General features: G+C 73.3%; 13 protein-coding genes. 6 read left to right on the top strand and 7 right to left on the bottom strand.

The genetic code is table 11. The annotated features are described in order from the left end of the window. Nucleotides 1–146 precede the first annotated feature (146 nt). The 4 genes from ACFWPT_RS30545 to ACFWPT_RS30530 all read right to left on the bottom strand — a co-directional run bounded on the left by ACFWPT_RS30545 (nt 147) and on the right by ACFWPT_RS30530 (nt 4,872). A complete protein-coding gene (locus ACFWPT_RS30545; RefSeq protein WP_380378837.1) occupies nt 147–821 on the bottom strand; it encodes a nucleoside/nucleotide kinase family protein in 675 nt (224 codons plus the stop codon). A gap of 31 nt (nt 822–852) precedes the next feature. Next, on the bottom strand, nt 853–1,809 hold the full coding sequence (locus ACFWPT_RS30540; protein WP_380485683.1) for an LD-carboxypeptidase: 957 nt from the start codon (nt 1,807–1,809) through the stop codon (nt 853–855). Nucleotides 1,810–1,970: 161 nt separating this feature from the next. After that, nucleotides 1,971–3,053: a tryptophan--tRNA ligase gene (gene trpS, locus ACFWPT_RS30535; protein WP_380485680.1), complete on the bottom strand. Its 1,083-nt coding sequence runs from the start codon at nt 3,051–3,053 to the stop codon at nt 1,971–1,973. Nucleotides 3,054–3,300: 247 nt separating this feature from the next. Continuing rightward, nucleotides 3,301–4,872, bottom strand: coding sequence for an APC family permease (locus ACFWPT_RS30530; RefSeq protein WP_063349310.1), 1,572 nt, complete (start codon nt 4,870–4,872; stop codon nt 3,301–3,303). 321 nt (nt 4,873–5,193) lie between these two features. Between ACFWPT_RS30530 and ACFWPT_RS30525 the strand changes: the two genes are divergently transcribed. Both ACFWPT_RS30525 and ACFWPT_RS30520 read left to right on the top strand, forming a co-directional pair. Then, on the top strand, nt 5,194–6,309 hold the full coding sequence (locus tag ACFWPT_RS30525) for an ABC transporter substrate-binding protein (RefSeq protein WP_380485678.1): 1,116 nt from the start codon (nt 5,194–5,196) through the stop codon (nt 6,307–6,309). Between the two features lie 118 nt (nt 6,310–6,427). Continuing rightward, nucleotides 6,428–7,642 (top strand): hypothetical protein, encoded by a 1,215-nt coding sequence (locus tag ACFWPT_RS30520; protein WP_380485676.1) that lies wholly within the window; start codon nt 6,428–6,430, stop codon nt 7,640–7,642. Between the two features lie 126 nt (nt 7,643–7,768). Here the strand turns inward: ACFWPT_RS30520 and ACFWPT_RS30515 are convergent, their stop codons facing one another. Beyond that, a complete protein-coding gene (locus ACFWPT_RS30515; protein WP_063349308.1) occupies nt 7,769–8,302 on the bottom strand; it encodes an NUDIX hydrolase in 534 nt (177 codons plus the stop codon). Nucleotides 8,303–8,397: 95 nt separating this feature from the next. Here ACFWPT_RS30515 and ACFWPT_RS30510 point away from each other — a divergent pair, with 95 nt between their 5' ends. After that, nucleotides 8,398–9,372, top strand: coding sequence for an ATP-grasp domain-containing protein (locus ACFWPT_RS30510; protein WP_380485673.1), 975 nt, complete (start codon nt 8,398–8,400; stop codon nt 9,370–9,372). 56 nt (nt 9,373–9,428) lie between these two features. Here the strand turns inward: ACFWPT_RS30510 and ACFWPT_RS30505 are convergent, their stop codons facing one another. Together ACFWPT_RS30505 and ACFWPT_RS30500 are read right to left on the bottom strand one after the other, a co-directional pair. Continuing rightward, nucleotides 9,429–13,499, bottom strand: a complete 4,071-nt coding sequence (locus ACFWPT_RS30505; RefSeq protein ID WP_380485671.1) for an ABC transporter transmembrane domain-containing protein — start codon at nt 13,497–13,499, stop codon at nt 9,429–9,431. A gap of 345 nt (nt 13,500–13,844) precedes the next feature. Continuing rightward, nucleotides 13,845–14,486 (bottom strand): TetR/AcrR family transcriptional regulator, encoded by a 642-nt coding sequence (locus ACFWPT_RS30500; RefSeq protein ID WP_380485669.1) that lies wholly within the window; start codon nt 14,484–14,486, stop codon nt 13,845–13,847. A 132-nt stretch (nt 14,487–14,618) separates the two neighbouring features. Between ACFWPT_RS30500 and ACFWPT_RS30495 the strand changes: the two genes are divergently transcribed. From ACFWPT_RS30495 to ACFWPT_RS30485, 3 genes are all read left to right on the top strand, one after another. Continuing rightward, nucleotides 14,619–16,331: a carboxyl transferase domain-containing protein gene (locus ACFWPT_RS30495; protein ID WP_380485667.1), complete on the top strand. Its 1,713-nt coding sequence runs from the start codon at nt 14,619–14,621 to the stop codon at nt 16,329–16,331. A 187-nt stretch (nt 16,332–16,518) separates the two neighbouring features. Further along, nucleotides 16,519–18,828 carry a biotin carboxylase N-terminal domain-containing protein gene (locus ACFWPT_RS30490; protein ID WP_380485665.1) on the top strand — a complete coding sequence of 770 codons (2,310 nt, stop codon included), beginning with the start codon at nt 16,519–16,521 and terminating at the stop codon, nt 18,826–18,828. Continuing rightward, entirely contained in the window at nt 18,825–19,811 is a 987-nt protein-coding gene (locus tag ACFWPT_RS30485) for a hydroxymethylglutaryl-CoA lyase (RefSeq protein WP_380485663.1), read from the top strand. The genes ACFWPT_RS30490 and ACFWPT_RS30485 overlap by 4 nt, the downstream gene beginning before the upstream one ends. Nucleotides 19,812–19,890: the final 79 nt, after the last annotated feature.

The raw sequence follows: 19,890 nt of genomic DNA, 5'->3' as shown, positions 1-19,890 counted from the left end.
CGCAATCCAATAAAACGAACACGCCGAATAAGAACCAAGCCGCGACAAGACGCGACCCAGCCCGAACCAGGAAATGGTGTTTCAAAAGGATTGGCCGCCCCGGGACCGTCCGCGCCGATGCGTGTCCGGTGCTTCCTGCCGAGCGACTAGAGAACACTACCCCTGGCCGGCGTCACGGGCAAGCCGCTGCCGGGGACGGTCCGGGTGCAGAGGGCGCGGCCGGCTTTCACGTACTCGCCGTTGGGGTGGTCGTTGCCGGTCACCCAGTGGCGGGCGGTGGCCTCGTCGCGGCCGCCGTCGCGGTGGCGGCGGAGCAGGCGCTCCTCGCGGAGGGCGTCGTCGGTGTCCACGTACCAGAGTTCGCGCAGCAGGCGGCGGGCCTCCGGCCACGGGGTGTCGGTGGAGGCGAGGTAGTTGCCCTCGGTGATGACGAGGCGGGTGTGCGGGCGGACGACGTGGCGGGCGGCGACCGGTTCGTCGAGGATGCGGTCGAAGTCGGGGACGTAGATGTCCTGGAAGCGGTCGGCGGCGATGCGGCGCAGCAGGGCGACGTACCCGTGGGCGTCGAACGTGGCGGGGGCGCCCTTGCGGTGGGTCAGGGCGAGGCGGTCCAGCTGGGCGGCGGACAGGTGGAAGCCGTCGAGCGGGACGTACGCGGCGCTGCCGGGGCCTTCGGCGCGTTCGATCTCGGCGACCAGGTGCCGGGCCAGGGTGGACTTGCCGGCGGCGGGCGGGCCGGCAAGTCCGAGGATCGTACGGGCGTTGCTGCCCGGGCCCCGGAGGAAGCCGAGGGCGAGGGCGGTGAGGCGGTCCTCGTTCATGGCCGCACCCTACTCACCGCCGGCCCGGGCCTCACCGCTCGGCGAGGGCGGGCACTTCCAGGGTGAGGGTGCCGGCGTCGGCGTCGAGGACGGCGGGGACGCCGAGCGGGACGGTCAGGGTGGAGGGGCAGTGGCCGAAGCCGAGTTCCCAGATGACGGGTATGCCGAGCGGGCCGAGGCGGTCGAGCATGACGTCCCGGACGCGGTCGAGCCGTCCGCAGCCGTCCCAGGAGCCGAGCGCGATGCCGGCGACCCCGTCGAACGCGCCGGAGCGCAGGAACTGGGTGAGGAGCCGATCGAGCTGGTACGGGTGCTCGTGGACGTCCTCCAGGATCAGGATGCCGCCGGCGTAGGAGGGCCGGGCGGCGGGCGTGCCGCGCTCGGCCGCGAGGACGTGGAGACAGCCGCCCGCGGTGACGCCCCTGGCGCGGCCGGGGACGAGGGCGGTGGCGGTCGGTGAGGTGAGCACGGTGGTGGCCGTGGGCTCGAAGAGGGTGCGGCGCAGGTGCTCGGCGGTCGGTCGGTCGGCGATGAAGGAGCCGGCCGCGCTCATCGGCCCGTAGAGGGTGGCGATGCCGAGCCGCTGGGCGAAGGCCTCCTGGAGGGAGGAGACGTCGCTGAAGCCGATGAACGGCTTGGGCGGGGCGGCGCGCATGGCGTCCCAGTCGAGCAGGTCGACCATGCGGTGGACGCCGTAGCCGCCGCGGGCGCAGATGACGGCGTCGACGGTGGGGTCGAGCCAGGCGGACTGAAGGTCGGCGGCGCGGTCGGCGTCGGTGCCGGCGAGGTAGCCGAGGGTGGGGTGGGCGTCGAGGACGTGCGGGGCGACGGTGACTCGCAGGCCCCAGGAGCGGAGGATCGCGCAGCCGTCGGTGAGTCGCTGGGAGTCGATCGGGCCGCTGGGGGCGACGACGGCGATGTGGTCGCCGGGGCGCAGGTGCGGCGGGCGGGTCAGACCCTGGCCGGACGTGGTCGGGTGCTGGTCCATGGGCCGGGACGCCTTTCGGGGGAGGCCGGGTACGGGCGGCCTCGGTGTGGTCGAGGCCGCCCGGTGACGATATGCCCCCGTTTCGACGGGCCGATGTCCGCGAGCCGACGTCTTCGGGCCGAAGGTGCGCCGGAGGTGCCCCGACGGTGCGGGGCGGTTCTTCAGATCGCCCCCATCACCTTCCTGACCTCGTCGAGGGTGGCGTCGGCGACGGCGTTGGCGCGTTCGGCCCCGTCGCGCAGGACCTGGCGCAGGTGGCCTCGGTCGGCGGCGAGTTCGGCACGGCGGGCGCGCAGGGGGCGGAGGTACTCGTTGACGGAGTCGGTGACGGTGCGCTTGAGCGCGGCGGCCCCGCCGTCGCCGAGTTCCTCGGCGATCTCCTCGGGTGCGCGGTCCTGGCAGAGCGCGGCGAGCAGGACGAGGCTGGAGACCTCGGGCCGGTTGGCCGGGTCGTAGTCGATCCGGCGGTCGGCATCGGTCCTGGCGCCGCGGATGATCCGGGCGGTCTCGTCCTCGGTGGCGCCGAGGGGGACGGAGTTGCCCCGGCTCTTGCTCATCTTGCCGCCGTCGGTGCCGAGCAGCAGCGGGGCGTCGGAGAGCAGTGCGCGGGGGGTGGGGAAGACGGCGCCGCCGTCGGCGTGCGGGTAGCGCTCGTTGAAGCGGCGGGCGATGGTGCGGGCGACTTCGAGGTGGGGCAGTTGGTCCTGGCCGACCGGGACGAGGTTCGCCTTGCAGAAGAGGATGTCGGCGGCCTGGTGGGCGGGGTAGGTGAACATCAGCCCGTTGACGGCGGACTGGCGGGAGTGCGCGATCTCGTCCTTGACGGTGGGGTTGCGGTTCAGTTCGGCGACGCTGACCAGGCTGAGGAAGGGCAGCAGCAGCTGGTTGAGGGCGGGGACGGCGCTGTGCGCGAAGATCGTGGCGCGGTCGGGGTCGAGGCCGGCCGCGAGGTAGTCGAGGACGAGGTTCTCGGTGTGCTCGGCGAGCCGGTCGGCGATGTCCCGGTCGGTGATGACCTGGTAGTCGGCGATCACGACGAACATCTCGACGCCCTGGTTCTGGAGCTGGACGCGGTTGTGCAGGGTGCCGAAGTAGTGGCCGAGGTGCAGCGGTCCGGTGGGGCGGTCCCCGGTGAGGACGCGGTGGCCGGCCGGGTCGGCGGTGAAGGTGGCGGTGGTGGCCACGGACGGGGTCGTCGAGGTCGTCGGGGTCGTCGCGTTGGTCGCGGTCGTCACGGTGGTCATCGGGTTTCTCCTCGGTACGGCGGTGGTGGCGGCCGTCCGGGGCGGGGGCCCGTTCCGTGGGAAACGCGAAAGGGCCGTCCATTCCGGACGGCCCTGGTCGAGCGGGTGGGGTGGCCGTCCCTCAGGACGGCCACCAGCACTGGCCCGCGTAAAGCTTCATGCGGTCGAGGATAGCGTCGATGCCCGGCGGCGTGGTCGGTTTTCGGCGCTCCCGGTCCTCCCGGTCCTCCCGGTCCTCCCGGTCCTCTCAGTCCTCGACGACCAGCGCGGGGGTGTCCTTGCGCAGCGTCTCGCCGCGGAAGAACTCCGGCCGGGCCAGCCCGTAGCAGGTCATCAGGACGGCGCCGAGCAGCAGGATGCCGACGCCGATGACGAACACCGAGCCGATGCCGAAGACGGCGCCGCTGCCGTAGTCCGGGCTCCAGGCGTCGGTGAGGGTCTGCAGGAAGACCCCGCTCAGCAGCACGCCGCCGAGCAGCGGGGCGATGCCCTTGAGGAACAGGTCGCGGGGGCCGGTGCGCAGCGAGCGGCGGAAGTACCAGACGCAGGCGAACGCGGTCAGCGCGTAGTAGAAGCAGATCATCAGGCCGAGCGCCAGGATGGTGTCCTGGACGACGTTCTCGCTGATCAGGCTCATGCCGACGTAGAAGACGGCGGTGGCGATGCCGGCCGCGACGGTGGCGTACCCGGGGGTGCGGAAGCGCGGGTGGACGGCGCCGAAACGCGGCGGCACGGCGCGGTAGGCGCTCATCGCGAGCAGGGTGCGGGCCACCGGGATGAAGGTGGTCTGGAGGCTGGCGGCGGCGCTGGCGACGACGGCCAGGAAGAGCAGGACGCTCCACGGCGAGCCGAGGACCGGGCGGGCGAGCGCGGCGAAGACGTTGTCGGAGGTCTCCGGGTTGCTGAGGCCGGAGCCGGTGGAGCCGACGCCCGCGAACATCTGGGCGGAGATCGCGACCAGCAGGTACGAGCCGACCAGGGTGACCATGGAGACCATCGCGGCGCGGCCGGGGGTCTTGGTGCTGCCGAGGGTCTCCTCGTTCATGGTGAGGCAGGTGTCCCAGCCCCAGTACATGAAGATCGACAGCGACAGGCCGGCGGTGAAGGCGCTGAAGGAGCTGACCTGGAGCGGGTTGAGCCAGGAGAACGAGAAGCCGATCGAGTCGGGCAGGTCGCCGGCGGCGGCCTTGCCGATGGCGATGGCCGAGAAGAGCACCAGCACGGCGAGTTGGAGGCCGACCAGGCTGTACTGGAACCACTTGGTGGCGGTCATCCCCCGGTAGCTCATCGCGGTGGCGCCGGCGATCAGCAGGACGACGGTGAGCAGGTGGACGGCCTGGTTCTGGTCGAGTTCGGCGACCCAGCTCCTGCCGGTCATCTCGCCGAGCATCAGGTAGAGGAAGTCGGTCGCGACCCCGGCCAGGTTGGACAGCACGATGATGGTCGCGACGGTCAGGCCCCAGCCGGCCATCCAGCCGACCCGGGGGCCGAAGGCCTTGACCGTCCAGGTGAAGGACGTGCCGCAGTCCGGGAAGTCCTTGTTCAGCTCCTTGTAGGCGAACGCGACGAGCAGCATCGGCAGGAAGCCGGCCAGGAACACGGCGGGCATCTGGACGCCGACCGCGGTGACGGTCGGCCCGAGTGTCGCGGTCAGGCAGTAGACCGGGGCGACCGTGGAAACGCCCAGGACCACACTGCCCAGCAGGCCCACCGAGTTGCCCCGTAGACCCTTGTCCCCCGCTCCCCCAGCTGTCCCCTGGTCGGGGACTCCACCACTGATGCCACTGACCGGGGCACCCTGCGGAGCGTCGGGCGCCATTGCCCGGCCGCTGCTTCCGTGCTCTGAGAGCTGCTGATCAAACACCAGCGCACCCTAGGCGCGAGCATGGAAGGTTGAGTAGACCAACCCTTGGTGATCTAAACCACTTGCTTCGATTCGTTCTCGGCGAAGGCCGTCAAGGTGCAGCATTAACGGCGCGTTAAGCGGTGTACCTTGGTTTCAAAGGATCAGGGTCAAGAGAATTTCTCCCTTATGTCAAGGTTTGAGATGGTTCACCCTCGGCTCGGACGGGCCACTACGCCCCCCTCGAGTGCTTCGGATAGGTTTGCCTCACCTAACCTCGATTCGAAGGAGCGTCGCGTGGCCCCCCACCCCGACGACCTGGTCCTCGTCCCCCGCACCCCCTCCCGCCGCAGGTTCCTCTCCGCCGGGATCGCCGGTGGGGCGGCCCTCGGCCTCGGCGGACTGCTCACCGCCTGCGGCAGCTCCGGCGGCTCGGGCGGCAACGGCGGCTCGGGCGGCGCGACCCCCGGCGCCGGCGGCGCATCGCCCGACCAGAAGTCGGTCAAGCAGGGCGGCGACGACTACGCCACCGTGATCGAGAAGATGAAGGGCTTCGGCACCGACGCCGCCCCCGGCGTCTACCCGCGCACCGTCAAGCACGCCATGGGCGAGACCGTCATCCCCGCCAAGCCCACCCGGGTCGTGGTGCTGGACACCGGCGAACTCGACAACGTCGTCGCACTCGGCATCCAGCCGGTCGGCATCGTCTACACCGACGGCTCCAAGTCCCTGCCGTCCTACCTCAAGGACAAGGCCGGCAACCCGGCCAACGTCGGCACCATCAACAGCCTCAACCTGGAGGCCATCGCCGCGCTCAAGCCCGACCTGATCCTCGGCAGCCAGCTGCGCGCCCAGGACCAGTACGCGCAGCTGTCCAAGATCGCGCCGACCGTCTTCTCGCTGCGCCCCGGCTACCCCTGGAAGCAGAACTTCCAGCTCAACGCCAGCCCGTTCGGCCTGGAGGCCGAGGCCAAGACCCAGCTCGACGCGTACCAGGCGGCCGCCACCGCGATCGGCGCCAAGCTCGGCGACAAGCGGCCCACCATCACGCCGCTGCGCTTCATGCCCGGCCGGACCCGGCTGTACGCCGAGCTGTCCTTCATCGGCACCATCCTCACCGACATCCCGCTGCCGCAGCCCAAGATCGAACAGGTCAAGGAACTCGCGGTGGAGGTCAGCCCGGAACAGATCGACAAGGCCGACGCCGACTGGATCTTCTACGGCGTGTACGGCAGCCCCAGCTCCACCAACCAGGACGCGGTGCTCGGCGGCGCGCTCTGGAAGACCCTCGGCGCGGTCAAGTCCGGTCAGGCCCGGCCGGTTTCGGACGAGACCTGGTTCCTCGGGCTCGGCGTCATGGCGGCCAACGCGGTGCTCGCCGACCTCAAGGGCTTCGTCGCGCCCGGCACTTGAGCCGACACGGGGTGTAGGGGCGGGCAGTGGTCTCGCGCACACCCCCGGAATTGATGCTTGGAGCTGGTCGCGCGGTGCGGGAGGATCATCCGGACCGTCCGCCGAAGGGCCCGTGCCGATGACCTCGCTCCACCCCGCCGCAACCGACCCGTCCCTGCCCGGCCCGCCCGGGGACAGCGCCGGATCCGCGCCCCCGCACGCCGCACGCTGCTCCATCACGACGGCCGCCGAGACCGGCCCGGCCGGCACTCCGGGCGCCGCCCCGTCCGGCACCGCCGGCGGGCCGCGCCAGGCCGGCGGCTCACGCCACGACTCGGTGCCGCAGCCACGCGGACGGGAGGACGTCGCGGGGGACGGCGGACTCGCGGCGGCGGGGGGCGAGGCGGCTGCGGACGATCCGACCACCTCGCGGCTGCGGGCGGCGCTCGCCGACCGGTTGCGGGCCGCCCGCGCCCAAGGCCGCTCGGTCGCCGACCTGGCGGCCGCGTGCCGGCGATCGGCTACGGAAGTCCGGGCGCTGCTGGGCGAGAGCGCCGAGGACGGGGACTGCGAGGACGGCGAGGTCCGTGAAGGCGGCGCGGGCGGCGCGGATGTTGAGCACCGTGGAGACGTTCCGGGTGGCGGCGCCGAGGCCGTGGGCGGGCGGACCGGGACCGGGGCCGGCAGGTTCGGCCGGCCGGCCGTCACGCCCGAGGGCGACCGGGCCGTGCCCGTGCTGCGCGCGGCGCGCGAGGAACTCCGGGCCGCCGGCTCCCGGCGCCCCGCGCCCTCGCGCCGGCTGCGCCGGATGCACCCGCAGGCCGACGCGACCGGGCAGGGGGCGGCCGCACGGGAGACGGCCGCGACCGAACCGATCGGGACAGCACCTACGACACCCGTGACCTCCGCCGCTCTCCCGGCCGGGGTCTGGGCGGCAGCCGCACCCGGTTCAGGTGAACTCATCGGAGGCACCGGGGCGGTGACGGCTCCGTCGGCCGCCGCCCCCGAGGCGGCATGGGCCGAAACACCACTCGGCATCCTGATCGGCGGCAGCCCGAACCAGTCCGAGGCCGTCGGCCGCCCGGAGGAGCGGGCGCCGGTCCGGGTGACGGCGGAACCGGTCCGGATCGGCCGCGGCACCAGCCTGATCGTGCTGCCCTCCTGGCGCGCCGCCATCGCCGTCTCGGTGCCGACCGAGCAGCTGCTGTCCGCCACCGGGCTCGCCTTCGAGCAGTTGGCCGACGCGCAGCTGACCGTGCTGATGAACCCCTGCGCGCTGCACGACCGGGAGCTGGACCTGCACGGTTGGGAATCCGGCCCGGGCGGGCGGGCGCGACGCGGCGGGCGCCCGTAGGGGCGTGCGCTTGTAGCAGCGTGTGGCCGTAGCAGCGCGCTTTTGGGGCCCGCAGGTGACGGTCAGGAGACGGCGGTCAGGAGATCGCGGTCGGCCGTGCGTCGGGGAACGGTCAGCGGGTGGCCGTCAGCGGGTGGCCGGGGCGTTCGGGATGAAGCCGAGGTCGACGGGTACCGGGGGGCGCCCATCGACGGCCCAGCCCTCGCGGACGGCGGCCAGCAGCTCCGGCAGCCGGGGCGGCCAGAGCGCGTCGGCGTGCTCGTCCGCCAGGTCGGCCGGGGTCCACCAGCGCCAGTCGAGGATCCGGTCCTCGGCGTGCACCGCGCTGACGTCACCGACCGGGCCGCGGTGCGGTCCGCCCGTGAGGTAGATGTGCTCGTGCTGACGGACCGGGGTGCCGTGCCAGGTGAAGTCGTGTTCCCAGGTGCAGAGCAGCGGGCCCGGTTCGAGGTCGCTCCAGCCCGTCTCCTCCCAGAGTTCGCGCCGGGCGCCGGTCCACGGGGTCTCGCCGGGTTCCAGCCCGCCGCCCGGCATGGTCCAGTGGACGCCGACCTCGTCGTTGTCCGAACGGAGCAGGAAGACCGAGCCGTCCTCGTCCAGGACCACCGTGCGAGCCGCCTGCCGGGGGACACGTGTACGGAGTCTCAGCAGATTTCGCATCGGATCACTCTCCCAGCACCCGGCCGGGCCGTCGAGCGGGTTTGACGCGCCGAAAGCCGCCGACGCCGCCCCGCCCGGGCCTTACCCTGACGGCCATGCCCGTACCCGCGATCCTCTTCCCCGCCGACCCGCTCAACCCGCGCCGGCCCGACCCGCACTTCGCCTGGGAGGCCAGGCTGCTGCGGGAGTTGGGCGGCGAGCACCACCTGGTCGACCACGACGCGCTGCTCGCCGGGCACGCCGGGCACGCCGAGCAGGCGGTCCGGCGGGTGCCGCAGGACCGGGGTCCGCTCTGGTACCGGGGCTGGATGCTTCCGTCCGCCCGCTACGCCGGTTTCGCCACCGCGCTCGCCGCGCGCGGCTGCGCCCTGCTGACCAGCCCCGCCGGCTATGCGACGGCACACGAACTGCCGGGCTGGTACGACGTGTTCGAGGGGGCGACTCCGCCCAGCACGTGGATCCCCACCGCCGCTTCCGCGGTGCCCGGGCCGGAAGAGCTGGCGGCCGCCGTGGCCCGGCTCGGCGGGAGCGGGCCGGCGATCGTCAAGGACTACGTGAAGTCGCGCAAGCACGAGTGGCACGAGGCCTGCTACATCCCCGAGTTGGCCGATCTGGCGAGCGTCGGGCGGGTGGTGGCGCGGTTCGTCGAGCTCCAGGGCGAGTTCCTGACCGGCGGGGTGGTACTGCGGCGGTACGAGGAGTTCGAGCGGCCGGCCGACGGGCCGGGCGGCAGCTCGGGCGACGACTCGGGGGAAGGATCGGGCGGAGGGTCGGATGACCGTTCGGGCCGTGGGAGCGGGCGGGCCATGGAAGCGCGGGTGTGGTGGCTGGACGGCGAACCCGTCCTGGTCGGGCCGCACCCCGACGCACCCCACCACGATGTCGAACCCGACCTCACCGGCGTCCGCCCCCTGGTCCGGATGCTCGGCTGCCGCTTCGTCACCACCGACCTCGCCAGCCGGGCCGACGGCTCCGGCTGGCGTGTGGTCGAGGTCGGGGACGGACAGGTCAGCGACCTGCCGCACGGGATCGACGCCACCGGACTGCTGGCCTCGCTGATCGCCGCCTGACGATCAGTCTGGCGGGCCGCCGGCGACGGTCCGCCAGGCTGATCGCGGGCAGTCGGCTACCCCGCGGCGACGGCCTCGACCGCCGGGTGGCCGTCCGCGATGAACGCCTGCCAGAGCCGGGCGTACGTGCCGCCCCGGGCGAGCAACTCGGTGTGCGTACCGTCCTCGACCACCCGGCCGTGGTCCAGCACGACGACCCTGTCGGCGCGCTCGGCGGTGGTCAGCCGGTGGGCGATGACCAGCGTGGTGCGGCCGCCACTGAGCCGGTCCGCGGCCTGGTTGACCACCGCCTCGGTGGCCAGGTCGAGCGCCGCGGTCGCCTCGTCGAGCAGCAGGACGTCCGGATCGACCAGTTCGGCCCGGGCCAGCGCGATCAACTGCCGCTGGCCCGCCGAGAGGTTGCGGCCGCGACCCGCGACCTCGTGGTCGTAGCCGCCGGACAGCCGGACGATCATGTCGTGCGCGCCGACCGCCCGGGCCGCCGCCTCCACCTCGGCCGGCGAGGCGTCGGGCCGGCCGTACGCGATCGCCTCGCGCACCGTGCCCGCGAACAGGTACGCCTCCTGCGGCACCACGCCCAGCCGGTGGCGGTACTGCGCCAGGTCGAAGCGGGTGAGGTCGACCCCGTCCACCCGCACGGTGCCCTCCGTCGCGTCGTAGAACCGGGCGACCAGCTTCACCAGCGTCGACTTGCCGGCGCCGGTCTCGCCCACCAGCGCCACCGTCTGCCCGGCCGGAATGTGCAGGTCCACACCGGTCAGCACGTTCGGGGCGCCGTCCGCACCGCCGTTGTAGGCGAAGCCGACACCCTCGAAGGAGATCTCGCCGCGCAGCCCCTCGGGCACCGGCACGGGGTCGGCCGCCTCGGCCGTGGCGGTCGGGGTGCGCAGCAGCTCCCGGATCCGGCCGAGGCCCACCGAAGCCTGCTGGTAGCCGTCGAACACCTGGGACAGCTGGTTGACCGGCGCGAAGAACAGATCGATGTACAGCAGGTACGCGACCAGCGCGCCGACCGTCAGCGTCCCGGCGTCGACCCGGGCCGCGCCCACGATCAGCACCAGCGCGGCGGCCACGCTGGAGAGGAACTGGACGAACGGGAAGTACAGCGAGATGTACAGCTGCGCGCGCACCCGGGCCTCGCGGTAGGCGACGCCCCTGGCGACGAAGCGGTCCGTGTTGGTGTCCAGGCGGCGGAAGGCCTGGACGATCCGCATGCCCGCCACGTTCTCCTGGAGGTCGGCGTTGACGGTGCTGATGAGGTCCCGGGACAGCTCGTACTGGTCCCTGGACTTCCGTCGGAACACCAGCGTCGCGATCACCAGCAGGGGCAGCACCGCGAAGACCACCAGGGCCAGGCCGGCGTCGATGATCAGCAGCGCGGCGAAGATCCCGCCGAAGGTCAGCAGGCTGACCACGGCGGTGACCACGCCGGTCTGCAGGAAGGACGTCAGCGAGTCCAGGTCGGTGGTCATCCGGGTCATGATCCGGCCGGACAGCTCGCGCTCGTAGTAGTCCAGGCCGAGCCGGTTGAGGTGGGCGAAGATCTTGAGGCGGAGCATGTAGAGCACCCGCTCACCGGTACGGCCGCTGACCCGGTTCTCGGCGCTCTGCACCAACCAGTCCAGCAGCACCACCACCAGCGCGGCGAGCGCGGCCACGGCCACCCCGGACATCAGGGCCTTGCTGACGCCCTGGTCGATGCCGTGCCGGATCAGCACCGGCAGCACCAGGCCGGAAGCCGCGTCGAGCGCGACGAGCAGCAGGGCCAGGGCGAGCGGGACGCGGAAGGGGCGCAGCAGGCGGCGGAGGGTGAAGTCCGGGTCACCGGCCTCGGCCTCGGCGCGCGGGACCGCCGGGGAGTCGGCGGCCGGCGGGAGGGCCGCGACCCTGGCCAGCAGGTCGGGGTCGGCGGTGCGGGCCGCCTTGACCAGGGCGGGGGTGGGGAGGTCGGGGGCAGCCGGGGCAGCGGGTTGCGAGGCGACGGGTTGCGAGGCGACGGGTTCCGGGGCCGGGGCCTGCGTGGGGGTCGGTCCGTCGACCTGCTCGGAGGCGGACCGCGCCTCGGTCTGCTCGGCGGCCTGCTCAGCGGTCTGCTGCTCGGGGGTCTGCTGCCCAGCGGGCCGCTCGGGGGTCTGCGGAGAGGTCTGCTCGACAGTCTGCGGGGCCTCGGACGACCGGGGTGTGCGGCCGGCCTCGGGGTCGGTGATCAGAGCCCGGTACTGGGGACATCGGGCGTCGAGTTCCTCGTGCGTGCCGATGTCCAGCAGCCGGCCGTGATCCAGGACGGCTATCCGGTCGGCGAGCTGCAGGGTCGAGCGGCGGTGGGCGATCAGCAGCGTGGTGCGGCCGGTCATCACCGAACGCAGCGCGTCGTGGATCTCCGCCTCGACCTGCGGGTCCACCGCCGAGGTGGCATCGTCCAGCAGCAGGATCCGGGGGTCGGTGAGGATCGCCCGGGCCAGCGCGATCCGCTGGCGCTGGCCTCCGGAGAGGGTCAGGCCCTGCTCGCCGACCTTGGTCTCGTAGCCGTCCGGCAGCGCGCGGACGAACTCGTCGGCCTGGGCGGCCCGCGCGGCCGCCACGACCTGCTCGTCCGTGGCGTCCGGACGGCCGTAGGCGATGTTGGTGCGGACCGACTCGGAGAACAGGAAGCTCTCCTCGGGGACGATGCCGACCGCCGACCGGACCGAGTCCAGGGTGAGGTCGCGCAGGTCGTGGCCGTAGAGGCGGACGGCGCCGGCCGCCGGGTCGTAGAAGCGCGGCACCAGCTGCGCCACCGTCGACTTGCCGGAGCCGGAAGCCCCGACCAGGGCGAGGGTCTCGCCGGGGGCCAGCTTCAGGCTGAGGCCGTGCAGGACGGGGGCGGGGTGCTCGGGGTCGTAGCGGAACTCGACCTGGTCGAACTCCAGGGCGACATCGGAGGTTCGGGGGCCTGCGGTGGCGCGGGTGTCTGCGGTGGCGCGGGGGCCTGCGGTGCTGCCTTCACGGACGCCGGTGGCGGCGCCTTCGCGGGTGCCGTCCCCGGTGAGGTCCAGGGTGAGCGCGTCCGGGCGCTCCTGGACCAGCGGGCGCTCGTCGATCAGCTGGAGGACGCGCTCCACGCCGGCCCGGGCCTGCTGGCCGACCGTGATGACCATGGTGAGCATCCGCACCGGTCCGGTCATCTGCGCGACGTAGGTGGAGAAGGCGACGAAGGTCCCGAGCGACACCTGGCCGTCGACAGCCAGCCAGCCGCCGAAGGCCAGCACCGCGACCTGCGCGAGCGCCGGGACGGCCTGCATCGCCGGGTTGTAGCGGGCGTTGAGCCGGATCGACCGGAGCCGGGCCGCGAACAGGTTGCGGGAGGCCCGCTCCAGCTTGTCCAGCTCCTGCGCCTCCTGGCCGAAGCCCTTGACCACCCGAACACCGCCGATCGCGCCGTCCACCACACCCGCGACGGCGGCCGCCTCCTGCTGGGCGGCCCAGGTGGCGGGGAAGAGTCGCTTCCGACTGAGGACGGTGATCCACCACAGCGCGGGGGCCATCACCAGGGCTATCAGGGTGAGCGGCGGGGAGAGCCAGACCATCACGGCCAGCGACATGACGAACATCAGCAGGTAGCCGGTCATCATCGGCAGCATCGAGAGCAGGCCGTTGATCAGCTGGAGGTCGGAGGTCGCGCGCCCGACCACCTGGCCGGTGTCCAGCCGGTCCTGGCGGTGGCCGTCGAGCCGGCCGAGCGAGCGGAACAGGTCGCTGCGCATGTCGTGCTGGACGTCCAGGGCGAGCTGGCCGCCGTAGTAGCGGCGGACCTGGGTGCAACCGAAGACGACGACGGCGGCGAGCAGCAGCACCACCGCCCAGGGGACCAGCGAACGGGTGTGTGCGGTGATGACGTCGTCGATGATCAGCTTGGTGACCAGCGGCACCAGCGAGGTGACGGCCATGCCGACGAGCGAGGCGCCGAAGGCGAGCAGCACGCTGCGGCGGGAGCGCCAGCAGTAGCCGACCAGGCGGCGCAGCCAGCCGACGGCCTGCGGGTCGTTGCCGTCCGGCTGCGGGTGGGCGCCGTCCGGCTGCGGGCTCGCGCCGGGGGCCGGTGAGCCGCTCGGGGATTGCTCCACCGTGGATCCGTGAGTCTCAGGCATATTTAGGGATGCTAACCATTTCGTCGGGTGGCCGCCATGGCGTTTCCGGCCCGGATGGGGCCGGAGCGGGCCGGGGCGGCCCGGATCGTCCGGTCCGGCGGACTGGCCAACAGCCTGCGGCCTGCGGTGATTCCCGGCCGAACGAACGCACGGCCCGCCGACCCGCCCGCCTCCAGGGTCGCCCGCCTCCGGGGTCGCCTGCCTCCAGGGTCGCGGACGGGCCGCCGAAGGCCCAGCGGCCCGGGGCGGGCGGGCGCCGTCCTTTGGTCCTAGACCTCCGGCCTCGGAGCCGAAGCGCCAACCTTGGGCCTGGACTGCCGAGCGGGCCGTCCGGGTGCGCAGGACTCAGGGCTGCGCGGACGCCGACTCGGCCGCCGCCGCGAAGGCGCCGTGGGCGAGGGCGTGCAGCAGGACGGCCATGCCGTCGCGCTGGAGGCCGGAGCGCTCGTCCTGGGCGGGGCCCGGGCCGAGGCTGTGCGGGGTCGAGTTGATCAGGCCGAAGACGGCGTGGACGGCGGCCCTGGCCACCGGTTCGGCGGCGGGGCCCGTCAGCTGCGGATAGACCTGCCGGACCACGCCCACCCAGAGCTCGACGTAGCCGCGCTGGAGCCGGCGGACGGTGCGGCGGTCCTCCTCCTTGAGGTTCAGCAGCTCGCGGTCGTGGAGGGTGATCAGGTCGCGGTCGTCGAGGGCGAAGTCGACGTGGCCGCCGATCAGCGCGTCCAGCGCGGCGGCCGGACCGTCGCCGCCCCCCGCCCGGCGCCGCCCCTCCTCCAGCAGGCGCTCGCTGATGCCGATCAGCAGATCGGCGAGCATCGCGTCCTTTCCGGCGAAGTGGCGGTAGAGCCCGGGGCCGCTGATGCCGACGGCCTTGCCGATCTCGTCCACACCCACCCCGAGGAAACCCCGGGCCGCGAAGAGTCGCGCGGCCTCCCGACGGATCTGGTCGCGGCGTGGGAGCGCGGAGGCTGCGGGGACGTTCGGCATGCTGCCCATCGTAGACAGTGGGGTTATCGGCCGTTAACCTGGGCGCGTAAGTTAACGTTAATTAACGTGGGGTCCATGGGCGCACCGCATCCGGCCGCCCGCCTCGTGCCGAGGGCAAGGGAGCTCTTGGGAATGGTCATCTCAACCGCTGGTGTACCCACCGGCGTCTATGGCAGCGCAGCGGCCGGCACCACGGCGGCGCCGGGTGCCGTACCGCCGGGAGCCGCTGCTCCCGCGCCCCGGCTCGGCACCGCGGTCGACCCGGGCTCCACCGCCTACCGCGCCAACACCGAGGCACACCGGGCCCTGGTCGCCGAGCTGCGCGAGAAGCTCGACGCGGCGGCCCTCGGCGGCGGCGCCAGGGCCCGCGCCCGGCACACGGCGCGCGGCAAGCTGCTCCCCCGCGACCGGGTGGACGCCCTGCTCGACCCGGCCTCGCCCTTCCTGGAACTGGCCCCGCTGGCCGCCGACGGGATGTACGACGGGGCGGCGCCCGCGGCCGGGGTGATCGCGGGCATCGGCCGGGTCGCCGGGCGCGAGGTGGTGGTGGTCGCCAACGACGCCACCGTCAAGGGCGGCACCTACTACCCGATGACCGTGAAGAAGCACCTGCGCGCCCAGGAGGTCGCGCTGGAGAACCGGCTGCCCTGCGTCTACCTGGTGGACTCCGGCGGCGCCTTCCTCCCCATGCAGGACGAGGTCTTCCCGGACCGCGACCACTTCGGCCGGATCTTCTACAACCAGGCCAGGCTCTCCGCCGCGGGCATCCCGCAGATCGCCGCCGTGCTCGGCTCCTGCACGGCCGGCGGGGCGTACGTCCCGGCGATGAGCGACCAGGCCGTGATCGTCCGCAACCAGGGCACGATCTTCCTGGGCGGGCCACCGCTGGTGAAGGCCGCCACCGGAGAGGTGGTCACCGCCGAGGAACTGGGCGGCGGTGACCTGCACTCCCGCACCTCGGGGGTGACGGACCACCTGGCCGAGGACGACGCCCACGCCCTCTCCATCGTCCGCACGATCGTGGCCGGGCTCGGCCCGCGCTCGGCCAGGCCGTGGCCGCTCACCCCGGTCGAGCCGCCGGCCGTGGACCCGGCCGGCCTGTACGGGGCCGTCCCGGTCGACCCGCGCACGCCCTACGACGTGCGCGAGGTGATCGCCCGGCTGGTCGACGGCAGCCGGTTCGCCGAGTTCAAGGCCGAGTACGGCGCGACCCTGGTCACCGGCTTCGCCCGGATCCACGGCCACCCCGTCGGCATCGTCGCCAACAACGGCGTGCTGTTCTCCGAGTCGGCCCTCAAGGGCGCCCACTTCATCGAGTTGTGCGACCAGCGCGGCATCCCCCTCCTCTTCCTGCAGAACATCACCGGGTTCATGGTCGGCCGGCAGTACGAGGCGGGCGGCATCGCCAAGCACGGCGCCAAGATGGTCAACGCCGTCGCCAGCACCCGCGTCCCGAAGCTGACCGTGGTGATCGGCGGCTCGTACGGAGCCGGCAACTACTCGATGTGCGGCCGGGCCTACTCACCTCGCTTCCTGTGGATGTGGCCGGGCTCGAAGATCTCCGTGATGGGCGGCGAGCAGGCGGCGTCCGTCCTCGCCACCGTCCGCCGCGACCAGTTGGAGGCCCACGGCGAGCAGTGGCCGGCCGAGGCGGAGGAGGAGTTCAAGCGCCCCGTCCGCGAGCAGTACGAGCGCCAGGGCAACGCCTACTACGCCACCGCCCGCCTCTGGGATGACGGCGTGATCGACCCGATGGACACCCGCACCGTCGTCGGCCTCGCCCTCACCGCCTGCGCCAACGCCCCGCTCCCGCCGCCCGGCCCGTACGGGGTCTTCCGGATGTGACCCCGCCCCGGCGGGTGTGACCCGCCCCCTCCCACGCGACCTCTCCTCTCCTGTCGGTGTGACCCCGCTCCTGCGGGCGTGACTCCCGCGGCGCCGGCGCACCCGGGCCGGCGCCCTCCTCTCCACCGCCGCCACCCCGCCGCCACCTCCTTCGTACGGCTCCCCTCGACCCGGAGGAACGCCTCCCATGTTCGACACAGTTCTGGTCGCCAACCGCGGCGAGATCGCCCTCCGGGTGATCCGCACCCTGCGGCGGCTCGGCGTGCGCTCGGTCGCCGTGTTCAGCGACGCCGACGCCGACGCGCCGCACGTCCGCGAGGCCGACGTCGCCGTCCGGCTCGGCCCGGCCGACCGCAGCGACAGCTCGGCGGCCGAGACCTACCTGCGCACCGACCAGATCCTCGCCGCCGCCCGCCGCACCGGGGCCCAGGCCGTCCACCCCGGTTACGGCTTCCTCGCCGAGAACGCCGGCTTCGCCCGCGCCTGCGCCGACGCCGGCCTCGTCTTCATCGGACCTCCTCCCGGTGCGGTCGAGCTGATGGGTGACAAGATCAACGCCAAGGAAGCCGTCCGAACCGCCGGCGTTCCGGTGGTCCCCGGCAGCCAGGCCACCGCGCCCACCGACGGGGATCTCCTCGCCGCCGCCGAGGAGATCGGCTACCCCGTCCTGCTCAAGCCGTCCGCCGGAGGCGGTGGCAAGGGCATGCGCCTCGTGCGGGACCGCGCCGACCTGCCCACCGAGATCGCCGCCGCCCGCCGCGTCGCCCGGACCGCCTTCGGTGACGACACCCTGCTGCTGGAACGCTGGGTCGACCGGCCGCGCCACATCGAGGTGCAGGTGCTCGCCGACGCCCACGGCACCACCGTCCACCTCGGCGAGCGCGAATGCAGCCTCCAGCGCCGCCATCAGAAACTGATCGAAGAGGCTCCCTCCGTTCTGCTCAATGCCGAGACCCGCGCCGCGATGGGCGCCGCGGCCGTCCGCGCCGCGGAGTCCTGCGGCTACACCGGGGCCGGCACCGTGGAATTCATCGTTCCCGGCATCGACCCGGACTCCCCCGCCACCGCCTCCACCGAGGGGGTGCGGGACTTCTTCTTCATGGAGATGAACACCCGCCTCCAGGTCGAACACCCCGTCACCGAACTCGCCGTCGCCGTCGGCGACGATTCAGCCCGACTCGACCTGGTCGAGTGGCAGCTGCGGATCGCCTCGGGCGAACGGCTCTCCTTCGATCAGTCCGACATCTCCTTCCTGGGCCACGCCATCGAGGCCCGGATCTGCGCCGAGGACCCGGAACGGGACTTCCTCCCCACCGGCGGCCGCATCCTCGTCCTGGACGAGCCCCAGGGCGAGGGCGTGCGCGTCGACTCCGGAGTCGCCCCCGGATCCGTCGTCACCAGCGCCTACGACCCGATGCTCGCCAAGGTCATCGCGTACGGGCCCGACCGCCCGACCGCGCTGCGCCGGCTCCGCGCCGCGCTGGCCGACACCCGCATCCTGGGCGTCACCACCAACACCGGCTTCCTGCGACGGCTGCTCGCACACCCCGAGGTCGTCGCCGGCCGACTGGACACCGGCCTGGTGGAACAGACGGCCCAACAGCAGCCCGCCCTGCTCTCCTCGCCGTACTCCCCGGCGAACGCGCCGAACGGCGCGAACGAGACCGGCGAGGCCGACAAGGCCAACGAGGCCGATGACGCGCACGAGGCCGACGCCACAACTGCCGACCCGCTGACGGCCGAGACGCCACCACCTGCCCACCTCCTCTACTACGCGGCCGCGCTGGCGCGGCACCTGGACCTCACCCCGGCCGCCGACCCCGGCGGCTGGACCGACCCCTTCTCCCTTCCCTCCGGCTGGCGCCTGAGCGGCACCCCCGCCTGGACCACCCACCGACTCCGTACCCCCGGCCAGGATCCGGTCTCGGTGCGCATCCGTTCGATCACTGCGGGCAACGTAGCCGATGCCACTGACAATCCCGCCGAGCTCACCCGCGAGGTCGAGCTCCGGCTCGGCGCCGGGCCCGTCCACCGGGCCCGCGCGACCCGGACCGCCGACCGGCTGCACCTGACCGTCGACGGCCTGCAGACCACGTTCGCGCTGGCCACCGACGCCGCTCCCGGCCCCGCCGCCGGCCCGGTGACCTGGCTCGGCATCGAGGGCGACGCCTGGTCGCTGCACGCCCACGACCCGGTGGGCGAGCGCGCCGCCGGAACCGCCGCCCACCACGGCGCCCTGACCGCCCCGATGCCCGGAACCGTCACCGTCGTCAAGACCACGACGGGCGAGACGGTCCGCAAGGGCCAGCCCCTGCTCGTGCTGGAGGCCATGAAGATGGAACACGTGATCGCCGCCCCGCACGACGGCGTGGTGGCCGAGCTGCGGGCCACCGCGGGCGCCACCGTCGCGATGGAGGAACTGCTGGTCGTGGTCGCCCCGGCCGGGGACGGCGCCGACGAGCAGGCCGCCCCCGCGCCCGCCGGGGTGCGGTCATGACCGCACCCGCCCGCGAGCCCGACGCGCTGGACCTGGGCCTGCCCGACCCCGTCCGCGCCCCCGGCCTGCCCGAGGAGGTCCGGATCCACGAGGTCGGACCGCGCGACGGGCTGCAGAACGAGGGCTCCCTGGTGCCCGTGGAGGTCAAGGCGGAGTTCATCGCCCGGCTCGCGGCCGCCGGGCTGCGCACCGTCGAGGCGACCAGCTTCGTCCACCCGAAATGGGTTCCGCAGCTGGCCGACGCCGAAGAACTGATGCCCCGGCTCGCCGGCCTGCCGGAGCGCCACCCCGGCCTGCGGCTGCCGGTGCTGGTGCCCAACGAACGCGGCCTCGACCGGGCGCTCGCCCACCACGCCACCGACGTCGCGGTGTTCGCCAGCGCCACCGAGACCTTCGCCCGCCGCAACCTCAACCGCTCGGCGGACGAGGCGATGGCGATGTTCCGCCCGGTCGTGACGCGGGCGACCGAGGCCGGGCTGGCGGTCCGCGGCTACCTCTCGATGTGCTTCGGAGACCCCTGGGAAGGTCCGGTCCCGGTCTCCCAGGTGGTCGGGTACGGCGTGCGGCTGCTGGAGATGGGCTGCGCGGAGCTGAGCCTCGGCGACACCATCGGCGTGGCCACCCCCGGGCAGGTCGGCGCCCTGCTGGCCGGCTTCGCGCGGGCCGGGGTGCCGGCCGACCGGCTCGCCGTGCACTTCCACGACACCTACGGCCAGGCGCTCAGCAACACCCTGGCGGCCCTGCGCGAGGGGGTCACCACGGTGGACGCGTCGGCGGGCGGCCTCGGCGGCTGCCCGTACGCGAAGAGCGCCACCGGCAACCTGGCCACCGAGGACCTGGTGTGGATGCTGCACGGGCTCGGCATCCGGACCGGGGTCGACCTGCGCGCGCTGGTCGCCACCAGCGGGTGGATGGCCGAGCGGCTGGGCCGTCCGAGCCCGTCCCGCACCGTCCAGGCGCTGCTCGGCGCCGCCCGGGGCTGACCCCGCCCCACCACCGCTCCCCGGTGCCGGCCGCGCGGAATCCCGGCCGCGGCCGGCACCAGGCACCAGGCACCACGTT

It is taken from the genome of Kitasatospora sp. NPDC058478 (assembly GCF_042720345.1).
GTDB lineage: Bacteria > Actinomycetota > Actinomycetes > Streptomycetales > Streptomycetaceae > Kitasatospora.
This window is presented reverse-complemented; position numbering and strand designations above follow the sequence as displayed.